The sequence below is a fragment of the Ruegeria sp. O4 genome (assembly GCF_056535125.1).
On sequence record NZ_JBQERO010000029.1, the window covers coordinates 17,272 to 33,062 of the forward strand.

Here is a 15,791-nt window from a genome sequence, read left to right on the forward strand (position 1 = left end):
CCGTAGATGCACATCGTTGACGGAGCCTTGTCCAACCCGGTCGTGATCGGCGGAGCCGTCGCTGCGGCGGGTGGGATTGCCATGGGCCTCAGGTCGCTGGATCTTGATCGCATCCCCACTGCGGGGGTGCTGTCTGCCAGCTTTTTCGTGGCATCGCTGATCCATGTGCCGATTGGCCCTTCGTCAGTGCATCTGATCCTCAACGGTATGGCCGGGCTTTTGTTGGGCTGGGCCGCATTCCCGGCCTTGTTCGTCGGGCTTTTGCTGCAGGCCGTCTTCTTTGGCTTTGGCGGGTTGACGGTATTGGGGATCAACACCCTGAACATCGCGTTGCCCGCGGTTTTGGCCGGGCTGATCTTTGGCCGCCTGATCGCCCATGGCTCACCTCTGCAAGGTGCGATATGGGGCGGGGTCGGCGGTGCCTTTGCCATCGCCGCCACAACCGGCATGGTTGCGTTTTCACTGGCCCTGTCCGGGGATGCATTCCTGCCAGCGGCCAAGCTTGTTTTCTTTGCACATATTCCTGTCATGGCGATCGAGGCGATCCTGACTGGGTTCGCGGTTTTGCTGGCGCGCAAGGTCAAGCCCGAGCTGTTTGTCAAAGGAGCGGCCGCGTGAGGTACCTGGCGATCATTCTGGTGCTGTGCTGCGCACCCGTACCTGCCTTGGCGCATAAGGTCATCGCCGGAGTGTTTGAATCCGGTGACGCCATCGAAGGCGAAATCGGCTTTTCCAACGGTGACATGGCAAGCGGGGCCGAGGTCATCGTCAACGGCCCGGACGGAGCCGAGCTGGGCCGTATCGTAACAGATGCAGATGGGTTTTTTATCTACACGCCAAACGCGCCGGTGGCCCATACTTTCTTTGCAAACCTTGGTGCCGGGCATGTGGCCGAGGTCACCATGCCCGCTGCGGATGTCGCCCGGATCATGGGCGTTGAAGCGGAACCCGACACCGCGCCGACAAACGCACCTGCCCAGACAGCGGCGGTGCTCAGCGATGAACAACAACAGGTCATTGCCAGGGCCGTGCGGGATGAGCTGCGCCCGCTGCGTCGGGAAATCGCCGCCTACCGCGAACAAAATGACCTGCAAACTGTTCTGGGTGGGATCGGATATATCGTCGGTCTGTTTGGTCTGGGCTTTTACTTTGCGGCACGCCGCAAGCTGGCGGCCTGATGGCGCACGTTCTGGGGCAACAGGAAAGCACGCTGGTCAAAGCGGGCGCGCAGCGGCGCGGCGCGATCAACCCGCTTGATCCAAGGATGCGGATCGTCATGGCGGTTGTCTTCGCGGTGGTGACTGTCGCGGTGTCCTCGCTGACGGCGCTGTGCGCGGCTTTGGTGGTGTCCCTTTCGCTTCTTGCCGCGTCGCGTCTGCCCTGGCGGAAAACGTTGAAACGCATGGCCATGATGGATGGGTTCATCCTTTTCATGCTGGTGCTGTTGCCATTCTCCATGCCCGGCGACCCGATGTTCACGCTCTGGGGGTTTCCCGCAAGCTGGCAGGGTTTCTGGAAAGCGGTCGAGATCGCTCTGACGGCCAACGCGGTCATCCTGTCCCTTATGGTGCTGGTCGGCACGATGGAGCCGGTCACTCTTGGCCACGCCCTGCACCGCCTGCGCTGCCCCGAAAAGCTGGTTCACCTTCTGATGTTCACCATCCGCTATATCGAGGTTCTGCGGGAAGAATACCTGCGCCTGCGCGCGGCCATGAAGGTACGCGGATTTCGCCCGGCAACAAACTGGCACACCTATCGCAGCTTTGGCTATCTCGTGGGCATGATGCTGGTGCGCGCGATCGAAAGATCCGAACGCATACTTGATGCGATGAAATGCCGGGGGTTTTCAGGCCGTATGCTGCTGCTTCAGGACTTTGCCCTGACCCGAAGGGACATCGTTTTTGCCGCAGGTCTTGGTGCCCTTTGCGCGGGTCTGATCATACTGGATTTGGCATGACACTGATTGCGCTTGAAGATATCTGCTTTGCCTACCCTGGTCAGCCACCCGTTCTGGACGGTGCCAGCCTCAGCCTGTCCGCCGGTCAACGCCTGTCGCTGACGGGTCCGAACGGGGCGGGAAAATCGACCTTGCTGCGCATCACGCTTGGCTTGCAGCGCCCACGGTCCGGCACGGTCACGATCTTTGGTCAGCAAAGGGTGCAAGAGGCCGATTTTCACGACGTACGCCGCCGGGTGGGGCTTGTGTTTCAGGATGCGGATGATCAACTGTTCTGCCCGACCGTCGCCGAGGATATCGCCTTTGGCCCGCTCAACCTGGGCAGAACGCGCGACGAAGCGCTTGCTATCGTTGAAAACGTATTGAGTGATCTGGACCTGATGCATCTGAAGAACCGCATCACCCACAAATTGTCAGGGGGTGAAAAACGGCTGGTTACGCTGGCGACCGTTCTGGCGATGGAGCCCGAGGTTCTGCTGCTTGATGAACCCACCAACGCGCTGGACCCACGGAACGAGGCCCGGCTGCTGGAAATCCTCCGGGAATTGCCGCAAGCGATCCTTCTTGTCAGCCATTCCCCGGCCTTCCGTGCTGAACTGGCACCGGATGCGCTGGATTTGCGAGACGGAAAACTGGTTGCTGTCTGACAGGACCAATCCGGGTTCAGCCCTGCCGCTTCCGGCTCATAAGCCCATATCTGACCGCCCATGCCCGAAACGACAGACGTCTGCGCCGGTCCTGTTTCACCGGGTGTTTTGATTGCGCGCCACCTTTTCGGTTGAACTCGAAAACGTCGATGATGCGCTCGGCGCAACCGCAGGCTTCGCCCATGCCAACTTTGGCAAAGTAGAATTTTTCGAAACGTTCCGGGTTTTGCATAGCGCCCCTCCTGTTCAAGCGTAACCCCAAAAACCAAGTGCCGCCAAATCACATTGTTGCGGTCGCAGAGGGGGTCCTATGGCGCGGCAAAGGTGCTTCCCGTCCAGACATTGTCCAGTTGATTGAAAACCGGCGAGGTGATGAGCATCTCGGCAGGGTACAGCAATTGCAGCTCATCCGCGAACCGCGTGACGCCGGGTACAAGCCCGGTGATGTTCTGCCACGCGGCCCAGCTGCCGGGATCGGACAGGCTGGTGGGATTGCCGGGATCAGCCGCCTGGTGCCAACCGGCCGCATTCAGGATCGGTGTAAGGGCAAAGCGCGCATCGTTGCTGTCAACCTCGGAACAGGCAGCAGCATCGCATTCCCAGCTTGTCCAGTCTGCCGCCGCGATGGTCCCGGCAATCGGGGCGGCGGCGTCGATGACCCGTGCCAGAACCTCGAACCCGCCACCCGCAGTCGGACGGCTGAGCGACAGGGGGTCGGTGGCCACGGCATGCAGCGCCGCAGTTGGTGCCAGGCTGAGGGTTCGACCGATCAAAGCCAGCTGTGCAATACCGTCGGTCACCGGGCCTGATCCGGCGGCCGGCAGGACCCTGACAGGTGTCAGGATCGGCACCGCACCGCCACGTATCGCGATTTCCTGCAACGCATTGTCGAAGGCCGGAACGAAATCACTGCGGATCGTGAAGCTCAGCGGGAAACTGGCTTGTTGCGGACCTACGGGCCTTGCCCCGTCGCGGGTGATGAAAGACATCGGCGGAATGGCACCCGGCTGCGGCAGCGAAATCTGCGGTCCCGCGATACCCAAAGCGGCCGCGATCATGCGTGCGCGCTGTTCGGCCTCACCATACTCGCTCAGCAGATTGATATAGCCGCCGATCTCGGTGATGTTGCGCGGCGCAGGGATGCGCGATGGGGCAATATCGCCCGCAATGGCAAGCCTATGGGCAATCACCTCACGGGCACGCTGGATCGCCGGAGAGTTGGTCGTTTCAAGAATGTTGATGATCGCCTCGGCAAGGCTTTCATCAATTCCCGGTTTGTCCGTCACATTTGTGCTCGTGTCACTCATTGTCGTCCTCCGCAGGGGCGTTCAGGCCATTGAGGAAATCCAGCACCGACTGGCTGCCGGCCTTGGTCGCGCTGCCGTCATCAGCATCCGCATTTGCCTTGGTGAAGGCCCCGAAAAGCTTGGCCAGAAGCAGCGTGTTGGACGGGTTGGCCAAAGCCGCAGCCCCGCCGGGGAAATCCTTGAACAGGTTTTGCGTAAAGGCTGCCCGGTTGCCGTCTGCCTGTCCGCCAATCAATGCGGCGACACCCGAGGCGTTCTTGGCGACATCCTCAAACCCCTTGATCTTGGCGGCGTTGCTGGCATCGAACGCCTTTTTGTCAGCGGCGGCTTTCTTGGCCTCTTCCTCTTTGCGGGCGGCAGCGATTTCCTGACCTTTACCCGCAAGTTCTGTGGCCTTTCCAACCAGTTCTTTCGTCAGATCCGTTGCCGTGTCGATGGCCTTGTCTCGCCCCGCAGCAACCGATTGCGTTTCAAGCGCAAGCTGGGCTTGCAGTTCCTTCAGGCCCGTAAGATCGGTTCCCGCCCGCGCAAGATCGGGCGCAGCCTTGAGGATTTCGGCCAGTTGCGACGTGGGCACAGCCTGGCCGGTGCCAATGTCGCCCCCTGCAATGGTCAGCGTGTTCGAAGGCTGGTTGTTCGGCAGGTCTGACGGCGCACGTGTACCAAAGATGGCGTCACTGTCAGCAGGCAGGACCGGCGCGTCGCCAACCGGTGGCGGTGTCGGGCTGTCCTGCCAGTTCCAGAAGCGGCGATGGTCGATCATCTCGCAGGAATTGCAGCGGCCCAGAACGGCCTCGCCCAGCAGTCCTCTGGTCGGCAGTGAAATCGTGCGGCGCGGTGGCCGGAAGTCCTCGCGATGGAATGCCAGCAGACTGTCCTGAATATCACCGGTCCGCATCTCCATCCGGTCGGCCAGATCGGGCGGGATCGAGAAGGGCATGATCATGGCATTGCCATAGAACCCCAGCACCTTGTTCTGGACGGTGCTGAGCAGCGATATCTCGCTTGAGGCATCGTCGAGCCCACCTTCCGGTACCCCGATGGTGAAGCGTTCCAGCAGGATCGCACGTTCTTCGTCCGTCATGCTGGCCCAGATCACGCGGGAATAGCGAACGGTGTTGGCTACAATATGCTGGTACATTTCTTCGATGCGGCGCAGGTCCCGGCGTGACAGAACGTCAGGCACCTCCTGCACGGAATAGGGCAGAGTGGCAGGCAGCGCCTGGAACGTGTTGTCATCAACAACGGTCTGGGCGTTTTCATTCATACGCGCCTCAAACTCGCTGACCATGGGCGGACCCACCAGATCGTCAAAGTCCGAGCCCGAGATCGTGGTGCGAAGGCTGCGGTTGATATTGCGGGTGGCCCGATCCAGATCGTCGGCATCTTCCAGATTGGCCAGATGTTCCCAGATGTTAAAAATGTTGATGGGATCAGGACCGGTGTAGAACGAATAGGCAAACGAACCCGTCCGCCTGCGCAGCTCGACACGCGCGATATCCGACCGCTCGACCGAACGGGGCAAAGCCACAGACCCGGTATAGGTCCGGCGCTTGGTCGGATCACGCCGCGCATCAGCCAGCCGGACAAGCAGGTTCTCGCGTGTTTCCGCTGGCAGGTCATGCAGGTTGTCGATGTCTATCGGCGATCCGGTCAGCGGAACAGGTCCGACCCGGTCGCCATCCTGCGTGAAGATCACGACAGAAATGTCATCGTTGGGCATGAACGTGCCCTGCGCCTCGAAACTGACGATGTCCTGTGCGACGCCGGGCGCGTTCTGCGGTGTTGCGTCTTTGTCCGCATAAAACTCTTCCAGCAGCTTCAGTGCGCTGCGGAATCTGCGGCGGCTTCGGAACACGCGCCGGAACACTTCGGCATGGCGCAGGATGACCTTGTACCGGCTCAGCAATCCGGACCGGGTGACATTGCCCGGCAACTGATCGCCTTGTCCCAGACGGCGGAAGCGGATGAGTTGCATGGGCACAAAGACCACCAACTGCACCCCCTCGATACGCGTTTCCAGGGAAAAGTCGCGCAGGACTTCGAACCATTGCATGGTCATTGCGTGGCAATGATTGCGGTTGGCCACGAATTTCGTTGTGGCCGTCCGCCGATCCGTCGCAGTTGCAGTGCGCACACTGGTCCGTGCCGAGTTACGCTTGACCGAAGCCGCCCGTTCGAGCGCGGCAGAGAATGTCTCATGCGTGTCGGACAGAAAATCGCGTGATGTGTTCTGCGTGTTGGACGAATTGCCGGAAGAATTCGAACTGGACCGTGCGCCGCTGAAGCCCACGCCGCCAACGATGGCCCCGATGCCTCCGAACAGGCCGCCACCAACGCCACCTGCGCCCCCGAAGCTTTTTGAAAATGCGCGGGCCGAAAACGAGGACGTGCCCTGAATCACCTCATCCAGCGCGCTTTCAAACGTACTGTCAAAGGACGTGTTGCGGGCTTCCTCAAATTCCTGTTGCTCTTCAAATGTCAGGCTCTCTCGTTCACGTACGCTCAGTGTCTCGCGCTGTTCCGACACGACTATCCGCTGCTCTTCTCCCGGGGCAAGCGGCAGGGAATAGACCAGCCGGCCCAAAGACATGCCAGCATGGACGGCCGTCGACCGCATCTTGGCAATATAGCCAAGCGCAAGGCTCGACGCTTTGGGCACATCCTGCGGCCGTTCTTCAAGATCTTCAAAGAAGTCCTCGATATCAATGGGTTCATCAATCGGAATTCGGTCCCGAAAATCCCAATCACCCCCGTCATTGTTGAACGCGGCCAGCAGCGTTTCGGCTGACAGATTGGCCTGAGCAAAGGTTGTGCCCGGGATGGTCGTCACAAAGCGGCCACCGCCTATGGGGCGTGTTCGAACGATATTCTTGGGCCCGACGAGCGGATCAATCAGCCGGTACAGAACCGAATAGCGCCGGCGCGAAACCGTGCCACCTTCGGTTCGGTACTCCGACGCGCAATCGCCCTCGCCCAGCACGATAGGGGCCTGCGAACCGGTGAAATCGGATATGTTTTCTTCAGCATCCTCGGGATCCACGGGCAAGATATCGGCCAGCTCACCGACGATCGAACGCTGCAAAGGCAGGAGCGTGCGATCCAGCACCACAAGGCCCATTTCGCCGTCCAGCGCGTCAACGCGCGGCACGGCTTCTGTCAGGGTGGTGTTTTGACCCCTGATCCGCAACCGCAGGCCGTTCTGCGGCAGGCGGAGATTGGGCAGATCAACCGAGAAGAGACCGCGCGCGTCCGTGACGGCGGCTTTGACAGCCCACGAGAAATCCGCGTTGTCGATCCCTTCATTGGCGGTAAAGGTGGGGCGCAGGACCTCGACGATCACACGTTCGGCAGGGGTCCCGTCCGGGTTGATCAGTTCCCCCCGCAGTTTCGGGGCAAGGGTGGGAACGACCGCCCCCAGAAAGCCTCCGGCCAGATCTTCGCGAATGGTTGCAAGCTGGCGAAAAACCGCGCCTGTCGACTGAACACGCCGGTCGACCAGATCGTTGATCACTTCCGTGGACAGCTCAATTCCGACGCCGCGGCGCAATGCCTTGAGCTTCTCCGCCTCAACCCGCTTCTGATCCTCAACGCTGTGCGCACCAGCCGCGACAGTGCCGGAAATTTCCGCTGATATCGATGGGTTTGGCCGAAGATTTGGTATGGACAGCGTTATGCGCGGGGGCTCACTGCTGGAGTCGGACATGAACGTCACCTCTCGAGAAAGAGCTGAAAAAAACGAGATGTCAGAAAAAGAAGTCAAATCATTAAAGGTGACCTAAGGTAACATGTTTGGAGGATTCGCGGAAGCAACGCAGGGTTGTGCCTACCGCCACGCGCGGCAAAGCGCTCAGGACAAGCACTGTGTCTCTTGCTGCTGACGGTATCCAGAATTGGTCAGAGCTGGACGAAAAACCTGCCCGGAAACATCGGCATCCAAATCGCCTTTGGTCTAGTTTCGTGACTGCTGAGACGAATAGAAATACGCAATGGCCTGCGTTCGGTTTTTGACACTCAGCTTTTCGTAGATGTTGGACAGGTGAAACTTGACCGTGTTTGTCGAAATCTGAAGTTCCTTCGATAGATCCCGGTTTGACATTCCCTGCGCCAGCGCCTCCAGAATTGCGCGCTCCTTACGCGACAGGCTCTGGATCGGGTCCTGTTGCATTTTACGGATATCGATGAACGGGAACACCATCTTACCCGCTGCAACTTTGGCGCAGGTTTCCAGCAGACCCTCAACCTCGCCCGTGCGGGCGGCAAATCCAGCCGCACCCGCCTGCATCGCCAATCGCGGGACATCGCCGCCAGTGTCGCCATAAACGACAAAGCGCGGGGCGTTGGGCTGATCGCGCAGAACCTCAATCAGTTTGGCAGCGCCTAAAACCGGAAGCGTCCAGTCGACGACACCGACCTGAACGGGAACCCGCATCACCGTTCCCAGAAACCCTTCGGCCGTTGCTGACGTGGCCATCAGCGAGAATCGGGGGTCCCGCTCGAATATTTCGGACATGGCCGACAGAACCAGCGGGTTGCCGTCCGCCAGCATGATGTCGATGGGTTTGCTCGGTGTCTCAACCATATGATTTTGCCCCGAATTCGGAAAAACCTACCCATAAGGATAGGACGTTTCTTTGTATACCTTCGTATTTTTACCAAAACGGGTAGGTATTGCCCCATCCTATTGGCCATCCAAAAGCAGTAGTAAGTTACGTTGCGTCATAAGGCAAGCTCGCGTTTCCTGCTCGGTAACTTGACACGACGGGCCGCAATGCCCGGCCAACAGCCGAGGATGCCAGACCATGACTTTTCAGATTTTCCCTCCGCTCGAAATCCCCCAAACCCTCGCTGCGGGGCCGGGGCCGGGTAACACGGATGCCCGCGTCCTCAAGGCCTTTGCCAATGCAGGCGTTGCCGATCACATGCAGGGGGACGTCCTTAGGGGGATGGTCGAATGCAAGCACATGCTGCGGAAAATCTGGGGCACCCAAAACGCCTATACCTTTGCTGTTGCCGGCACCGGTTGGAGCGCCCTGGACACCATGTTTTCGGCTGTCATGCCTGGCGACAAGGTCGTTGCTTTTGCCAACGGGACATTCTCGGGGATCGACGCGCTGACCCTGCGGATCAAGGCGGCGACGCCCGAAGAACATGCAGCCAACCCGATGGCACCTCAGGCCGCCAGCGTCACCGTGATCGAGGTTCCGCACGGCCAGCCGGTCACCGGTGATCTGGTCGAGGCGACGCTGGCGCAGCACAAACCGAAATGGGCTTTCATGGCGCATTGGGAAACCGGATCTGGCCGCATCAATGACCTGCGCGGATTTTCCGACGCGTGCGAACGTCATGGCGTGATGGGTCTGATCGATGCGGTGTCGTCTCTGGGCGTCGATGACTTCTCGATAGACGATTTTCCGGGCATCGCCGGATGGGCGTCCTGCCCGCAGAAAGGTCTATGCTGCCTGCCGCTGACCTATGCCCCTGTCAGCTTTACCGACGCCTATATCGCATCACTCAGAACCACCGGTGCCTATACCTATGTGCACAATCCCATCTTTGAGGCCCGCCATTGGGGCATTGTTGATGGGCAGGATGTTGAAAAGGGCACCTATCACCGCACCCATTCGGGCTACGCCGTTGCGGCTTTCCATGAATCCCTGCGCCTGACCCTTCAGGAAAGTCTGGCCAAGCGGTCCGCATCGTACAAGACGCATGAGAAGGTTCTGCGCGACGCTGTTACCGAAATGGGCTGCGAGGTCACCTCCGACATGCCCAGCCTGATTGTGCTGAACCTGCCCCCGGAACTGGCTGGCCGCGAGATGGAGCTGGTCCAGAACTGCCGCGCGCGCGGGTTTGGCATCTGGCCGACGCTCAGCGCACCCGTGCAGGTGCGCATCGGCATCCTCAACCAATTGAACCGCGACGCCGTCAGCCGAATCGTGTGCCTGTTCGCCGAAGCCATCCGAGAACTGGGCGGAACGGTCGACCAAGACGCAATCGAAGACCTGCTGGAAAGCCGTTACGGCACCTCAATCGCTGCATAAACAGGAGCGGATCAGATGGATATTCACGAGTATCAGGCAAAGGAAATTCTTTCGAATTTCGGTGTCGCCATACCGTCCGGCGCACTGGCCTACAGTCCGGAACAAGCGGCCTATCGGGCGCGTGAGCTGGGCGGTGACAAATGGATCGTCAAGGCGCAGGTCCATGCAGGCGGTCGCGGCAAGGCCGGAGGGGTCAAGCTGTGCAACACCGAAAACGAAATCTATCAGGCCTGCGATGATCTGTTTGGCCGCAAGCTGGTCACGCACCAGACCGGCCCCGAAGGCAAAGGCATCTATCGCGTCTATGTCGAAGCCGCCGTGCCGATTGATCGCGAGATCTATCTGGGTTTTGTCCTCGACCGGTCCAGCCAAAGGGTGATGATCGTGGCCTCGTCCGAGGGCGGGATGGAGATCGAGGATATCTCGGCTGACCGCCCGGAAAGCATCGTCCGCTCCATCGTGGAACCGGCGGTTGGGCTTCAGGAATTTCAGGCGCGCGAGATCGCATTCAACCTCGGGCTTGAACCCAGGCTGATCCAGCAAATGGTTCGTACGCTACAGGGCTGCTATGCCGCCTTTAGCGAGCTTGACGCGACAATGGTCGAGATCAACCCGTTGGTCATCACGGGTGACGACCGGGTGCTGGCGCTTGACGCCAAGATGAGCTTTGACGACAACGCCCTGTTCCGCCATCCGCAAATTTCTGAACTGCGTGACAAAAGCCAGGAAGACCCGCGCGAAAGCCGCGCGGCCGACCGCGGATTGTCCTATGTCGGGCTGGACGGAAATATCGGCTGCATCGTCAACGGTGCCGGTCTGGCGATGGCCACGATGGACACGATCAAGCTGGCCGGTGGCGAGCCTGCAAACTTCCTCGACATCGGCGGCGGGGCCTCACCCGAACGTGTGGCCAAGGCTTTTCGTCTGGTCCTGTCAGACGACAATGTTCAGGCCATTCTGGTCAACATCTTCGCCGGTATCAACCGCTGCGACTGGGTGGCCGAAGGCGTCGTTCAGGCGCTGCGGGAACTTGACCTCGATCTGCCCGTCGTCGTGCGGCTGGCTGGAACAAACGTCGAAGAGGGTCAGAAGATTCTGGCCAAGTCCGGCCTGCCGATCATTCGCGCCACAACGCTGATGGAGGCGGCAGAACGCGCTGTTGGCGCATGGAAAAACGACCTAACTCAAGGCACCAAGATGAGGGCTGTGAAATGAGCATTCTTCTCGACCGTGACTCTCGCGTCATCGTGCAAGGCATCACCGGCCGCATGGCCCGGTTCCATACCAAGGACATGTTGAACTATGGCACCAATGTCGTGGGCGGCGTCGTACCCGGCAAAGGCGGGGAAACCGTCGAAGGTGTTCCGGTCTTTGACACCGTCAAACAGGCTGTCGAGGCGACCGGCGCGGATGCCAGCCTTGTTTTTGTGCCCCCGCCATTTGCGGCTGATTCAATCATGGAAGCAGCAGATGCCGGTATCCGCTACTGCGTCTGCATCACCGACGGGATTCCGGCGCAGGACATGATCCGGGTGAAACGGTACATGTACCGCTATCCGAAAGAGAAACGCATGGTGCTGACCGGGCCGAACTGTGCCGGTACGATCTCGCCCGGAAAGGCGTTGCTGGGCATCATGCCGGGTCACATCTATCTGCCCGGCCATGTCGGCATCATCGGCCGCTCGGGCACGCTGGGCTATGAGGCTGCGGCGCAGCTGAAAGAACGCGGCATCGGTGTCTCGACCAGTGTCGGGATTGGTGGCGACCCGATCAACGGGTCATCCTTCAAGGACATCCTGCAGCGGTTCGAAGAGGACGAGGACACCCATGTCATCGCCATGATCGGCGAGATCGGCGGCCCACAGGAAGCTGAGGCTGCCGAATACATCCGCGACCACATCACCAAACCGGTGATTGCTTATGTCGCGGGTCTGACCGCCCCGAAAGGCCGCACCATGGGCCACGCGGGTGCGATCATTTCGGCCTTTGGCGAAAGCGCCAGCGAAAAGGTCGAGATCCTGTCCGCCGCCGGGGTGACCGTTGCCGAAAACCCCGCTGTGATCGGTGAAACAATTGCCCGTGTGATGGAGGCCGCGTGATGGTCAAACCCTCGGTACTTGTGACCCGTCGCTGGCCTGCCGCCGTCGAGGCGCAGCTGGCCGAGAATTACAACGCTGTTCTGAACACCGGGGACAAGCCCATGTCCCCGGCAGATATCCGGCTGGCGTTGAAGTCCTATGACGCGGTGCTGCCCACCGTCACCGACACGCTCAGCGCCGAGGCGCTGGATGTACCCGGTGCACAGACAAAGATCCTTGCCAATTACGGCGTTGGCTACAGCCACATCTGCGAACCGTCGGCGCGTGAGCTGGGCATGACCGTGACCAACACGCCCGATGTTTTGTCCGAATGCACCGCCGATATCGCCATGACCCTGCTGTTGATGGTGGCGCGGCGCGCGGGCGAGGGTGAGCGCGAGCTGCGGTCCGGCAACTGGACCGGATGGCGGCCCACACATCTGGTTGGAACCAAGGTCAGCGGCAAAACGCTGGGCATCATCGGCTATGGCCGCATCGGGCAAGAGATGGCCCGCCGTGCGCATCATGGCTTTGGTATGGACATCCTCGTCTACAACCGCAGTCAGATAGCGCCGGATGTACTGGCCATGTGCAATGCAACGCAGGTGGCCTCGATTGACGACTTGCTGCCGCAATGCGACTTCGTCTCGCTGCATTGCCCCGGCGGGGCTGAAAACCGCCATCTGATCAACGCGCGCAGACTGGGCCTGATGAAGCCCGACGCCTTTCTGATCAACACCGCGCGCGGTGAGGTGATCGACGAATGGGCGCTGGTCCAGGCCCTGATGTTCGAGATGATCGGCGGGGCCGCGCTGGACGTGTTCGATGGTGAACCCCGTATCAGCCCGGACCTGCTGCAATGCGACAACCTCGTGATGCTGCCACATCTGGGCAGCGCCACCCGCGAAGCGCGCGAGGCGATGGGGTTTCGGGTTCTCGATAACTTGAATGATTTCTTTGAAGGCCGCGAACCCCGGGACCGCGTGATCTGATGCAGGCGCTGGCCCCGAATACTCTGCCCACCCCCAACCCCTCGAGCTATGCCGAAGGGTTGCGCTCGGAATTGCGGGCGTTGTGGCGGAATATATTGCTGAAACGGGCGCCACATGTGGCGGCATGGGCTGAGGCCAAGCCGCTGCAACCCATTCCCACGGGACCCGAAGCAACGCCGTATTTGCAGGCCCTTTCGATCTGGTTCCAATTGTTGTGCATCATCGATGAAAACGCCGAGGTTCGGGACCGTCGATTGACCGAAACCCAAAACGGCGCAGAAGCGGTAGAAGGCGGTTTTGCCGAAGCCCTGACGGACTTGTCCCTGGCCTATAGCCAGGTTGAAAAGCTGACCGCTAACCTGTGTACCGGTCCCACTCTGACCGCGCATCCGACCGAAGCCAAGCGGGTTACGGTTCTGGAAATTCACCGGCGTATCTACCGCAACCTCGTCAGTCTTGAAACGCAACGCTGGACCCCGACAGAACACGCCGAATTGCTGAATGGTCTGGAAGGAGAGATTGATCTCTTGTGGCTGACCGGCGAACTCCGCCTGTCGCGCCCAAGCCTGCACGACGAGATCGAATGGGGGTTGCAGTTCTTCCGCGATGCAATCTTTGATGCCGTGCCGCAGGTTATGGGCCGGTTCGATCAGGCCTGCCTGCAAGTGCTGGGTCGTACGCTGAGCGATACACCCGATATCCGCTTTCACAGCTGGATCGGCGGCGACAGGGATGGCAACCCGAATGCCACGACCGAGATGACCGCATTGGCGCTGAAACGCGGACGCGAAACAGTTCTGGACCTATATCGCCAGGCACTCGAACGTGCCGCAAGCAGGTTAAGCATCAGCGCGCTGATATTGCCTTTACCTGAACCTGTCAGGACGCAAGTACAAGCGATAGTCGACCGGGCTCCGACCGCCGGGCGCAATCGGAACGAACCATTCCGGCAAGCACTCAATGCCATTCGCTATCGGCTGACAAACAGCGGCTATGATCACATCTCGCAATTCGTGGGCGATCTCGACACGCTTGATACCGCTTTATGTGCGGTCAACGCGGATATTCTGGCGCGGCAGCACATCCGTCCGCTGCGCCGGGCCGCTTCGGTATTCGGGTTTCGGACCACAACGCTGGACATCCGCCAGAATTCGACCGTGACAACCGACGTTCTGGCCGAAATCTGGTCGCATTCCGGACAGGCGCCGGTTTACGGCACAGCCGAATGGTCTGCCCGCTTGCGAACCGAACTGGCCGATCAGAACCTGCCCTATCAAAACCACGATGCGTTAAGCGATCAGGCGCGGGAACTGCTTGCTCTTCTGGCTCTGGTCCATGGTGTGCGATCGGGACCGGACCCCAAGGCAATAGGGCCCTTCATCCTGTCCATGACCCGTTCGGCCGACGATATTCTCGGCATCTACCTGTTGGCCCGCTATGCCGGGTTTGGATCTGAAACTCTGGATCTTTCGGTAGTCCCATTGTTCGAGACGATTGCCGATTTGCGAAATGCCCCATCGATCCTGCTGGACGTTCTGGCTGTTCCGCTTGCCCGTCGCAGCCTCAAAACCGACGGTCGGGTAATCGAGGTGATGCTGGGATATTCGGACAGCGGCAAGGACGGGGGCTATTTCTGCTCAACATGGGAGTTGGAGCGCGCCCAACGCCGGATCGTCTCGGCGCTGGCTTCGCAAGGTTTCAAGGCCACGTTTTTTCATGGTCGCGGCGGCTCGGTCAGCCGGGGCGGTGCACCGACCGGGCGCGCCATCGCCGCGCAACCCAGTGGAACAGTTGCCGGGCGGCTGCGCGTGACCGAACAGGGCGAGGTGGTTTCGGCCAAATATGCCAACCGGGGCACGGCTGCGGCGCATCTGGAGTTGTTGCTGTCAAGCACGATGCGCCATACGGCGACCCCTGACGAGGCGCCTTCACGGCCTGAATTCGATGACGCATTGGATGCTTTGTCAGAGTTGTCACAGACAGCCTATGTCTCGCTTTTGCAGATGCCGGGTTTTCTGGACTATTTCCAGCAGGCGAGCCCTGTCCAAGAACTTGCCCGCCTGAAAATGGGGTCCCGTCCGACCCGCCGGTTCGGCGCGGCCAGCCTGGATGACCTGCGGGCCATTCCATGGGTCTTTGCGTGGTCGCAGAACCGTCACCTGATTACTGGTTGGTACGGGTTCGGCACCGCCATGGCCAGTTTTCGCAAGTTTCGCGGCGAGCGCGGTGATGACGTGTTGCACGACATGTTTCGACACTCCCGCCTGTTCCGCCTCGCCGTCGATGAGATGGAAAAATCGCTCTATCAGACGGATATGGGAATCGCAGCGCAGTATGGCGAATTGGTCTCTGATATCGAGATCCGCCAACGTGTATCGCAGGTGATCAAGGCGGAATACGATAGTGCCTGCAAAGCGATCCGGTTTCTGACCGGTGGTCAGGTCATCGGCCATCGCTTTCCCCGCCTTTGCGAGAGGTTTGACCGCAAACAGGCCGAGTTGGCCCGCATTCATGCTCTTCAGGTCGAACTGCTGCAACACGCCCGCAACGAACCGCAGGCAGGGTCAGTTCCCGTGCCCCTGCTGCAATCCATGAATGCCATTTCCGCTGGCCTTGGCTGGACCGGCTAACCATTTTCAGGAGACCAAAACTGTGAACGCCCCGCATCGAACAGACGGATTTTTCACCCAGTCCTTGTCGGACCGCGATCCTGAGCTTTTTGGCTCGATCCGGTCTGAGCTGGGTCGTCAGCGCGACGAGATCGAG

Annotated in this window: 13 protein-coding genes; 9 read left to right on the plus strand and 4 right to left on the minus strand. The window is 60.1% G+C overall.

What is annotated here, in order from left to right:
• Window positions 1-6 precede the first annotated feature (6 nt).
• The 4 genes from cbiM to ACR0J7_RS19585 are packed head-to-tail and all read left to right on the plus strand — an operon-like array spanning window position 7 to window position 2,604.
• Window positions 7-618 carry a cobalt transporter CbiM gene (gene cbiM / locus ACR0J7_RS19570; RefSeq protein WP_480484878.1) on the plus strand — a complete coding sequence of 204 codons (612 nt, stop codon included), beginning with the start codon at window positions 7-9 and terminating at the stop codon, window positions 616-618.
• Window positions 615-1,178, plus strand: a complete 564-nt coding sequence (locus tag ACR0J7_RS19575) for a cobalt ABC transporter permease (RefSeq protein ID WP_480915360.1) — start codon at window positions 615-617, stop codon at window positions 1,176-1,178. The genes cbiM and ACR0J7_RS19575 overlap by 4 nt, the downstream gene beginning before the upstream one ends.
• Window positions 1,178-1,957 carry a cobalt ECF transporter T component CbiQ gene (cbiQ, locus tag ACR0J7_RS19580; protein ID WP_480560720.1) on the plus strand — a complete coding sequence of 260 codons (780 nt, stop codon included), beginning with the start codon at window positions 1,178-1,180 and terminating at the stop codon, window positions 1,955-1,957. Before ACR0J7_RS19575 ends, cbiQ begins: the two co-directional genes overlap by 1 nt.
• A complete protein-coding gene (locus ACR0J7_RS19585; protein WP_480484875.1) occupies window positions 1,954-2,604 on the plus strand; it encodes an energy-coupling factor ABC transporter ATP-binding protein in 651 nt (216 codons plus the stop codon). The genes cbiQ and ACR0J7_RS19585 overlap by 4 nt, the downstream gene beginning before the upstream one ends.
• 16 nt (window positions 2,605-2,620) lie before the next feature.
• Here the strand turns inward: ACR0J7_RS19585 and ACR0J7_RS19590 are convergent, their stop codons facing one another.
• From ACR0J7_RS19590 to ACR0J7_RS19605, 4 genes are all read right to left on the minus strand, one after another.
• Window positions 2,621-2,836, minus strand: coding sequence for a hypothetical protein (locus ACR0J7_RS19590; protein WP_480484874.1), 216 nt, complete (start codon window positions 2,834-2,836; stop codon window positions 2,621-2,623).
• Between the two features lie 76 nt (window positions 2,837-2,912).
• Window positions 2,913-3,911, minus strand: a complete 999-nt coding sequence (locus ACR0J7_RS19595; protein ID WP_480915361.1) for a hypothetical protein — start codon at window positions 3,909-3,911, stop codon at window positions 2,913-2,915.
• Window positions 3,904-7,617 carry a hypothetical protein gene (locus tag ACR0J7_RS19600; RefSeq protein WP_480915363.1) on the minus strand — a complete coding sequence of 1,238 codons (3,714 nt, stop codon included), beginning with the start codon at window positions 7,615-7,617 and terminating at the stop codon, window positions 3,904-3,906. Before ACR0J7_RS19600 ends, ACR0J7_RS19595 begins: the two co-directional genes overlap by 8 nt.
• A 246-nt stretch (window positions 7,618-7,863) precedes the next feature.
• Entirely contained in the window at window positions 7,864-8,493 is a 630-nt protein-coding gene (locus tag ACR0J7_RS19605; RefSeq protein ID WP_480625582.1) for a response regulator transcription factor, read from the minus strand.
• Between the two features lie 220 nt (window positions 8,494-8,713).
• Here ACR0J7_RS19605 and ACR0J7_RS19610 point away from each other — a divergent pair, with 220 nt between their 5' ends.
• Genes ACR0J7_RS19610 through ACR0J7_RS19630 form a run of 5 tightly spaced genes read left to right on the plus strand, consistent with a single transcriptional unit; the run spans window position 8,714 to window position 15,655 of the window.
• Window positions 8,714-9,955 carry a pyridoxal-phosphate-dependent aminotransferase family protein gene (locus ACR0J7_RS19610; protein ID WP_480915365.1) on the plus strand — a complete coding sequence of 414 codons (1,242 nt, stop codon included), beginning with the start codon at window positions 8,714-8,716 and terminating at the stop codon, window positions 9,953-9,955.
• Window positions 9,956-9,970: 15 nt separating this feature from the next.
• A complete protein-coding gene (locus tag ACR0J7_RS19615; RefSeq protein WP_267365650.1) occupies window positions 9,971-11,170 on the plus strand; it encodes a malate--CoA ligase subunit beta in 1,200 nt (399 codons plus the stop codon).
• Entirely contained in the window at window positions 11,167-12,054 is an 888-nt protein-coding gene (gene sucD / locus ACR0J7_RS19620) for a succinate--CoA ligase subunit alpha (RefSeq protein WP_209508187.1), read from the plus strand. The genes ACR0J7_RS19615 and sucD overlap by 4 nt, the downstream gene beginning before the upstream one ends.
• On the plus strand, window positions 12,054-13,025 hold the full coding sequence (locus ACR0J7_RS19625) for a 2-hydroxyacid dehydrogenase (RefSeq protein WP_480898942.1): 972 nt from the start codon (window positions 12,054-12,056) through the stop codon (window positions 13,023-13,025). The genes sucD and ACR0J7_RS19625 overlap by 1 nt, the downstream gene beginning before the upstream one ends.
• Window positions 13,025-15,655, plus strand: coding sequence for a phosphoenolpyruvate carboxylase (locus tag ACR0J7_RS19630; protein ID WP_480915367.1), 2,631 nt, complete (start codon window positions 13,025-13,027; stop codon window positions 15,653-15,655). Before ACR0J7_RS19625 ends, ACR0J7_RS19630 begins: the two co-directional genes overlap by 1 nt.
• Window positions 15,656-15,791: the final 136 nt, after the last annotated feature.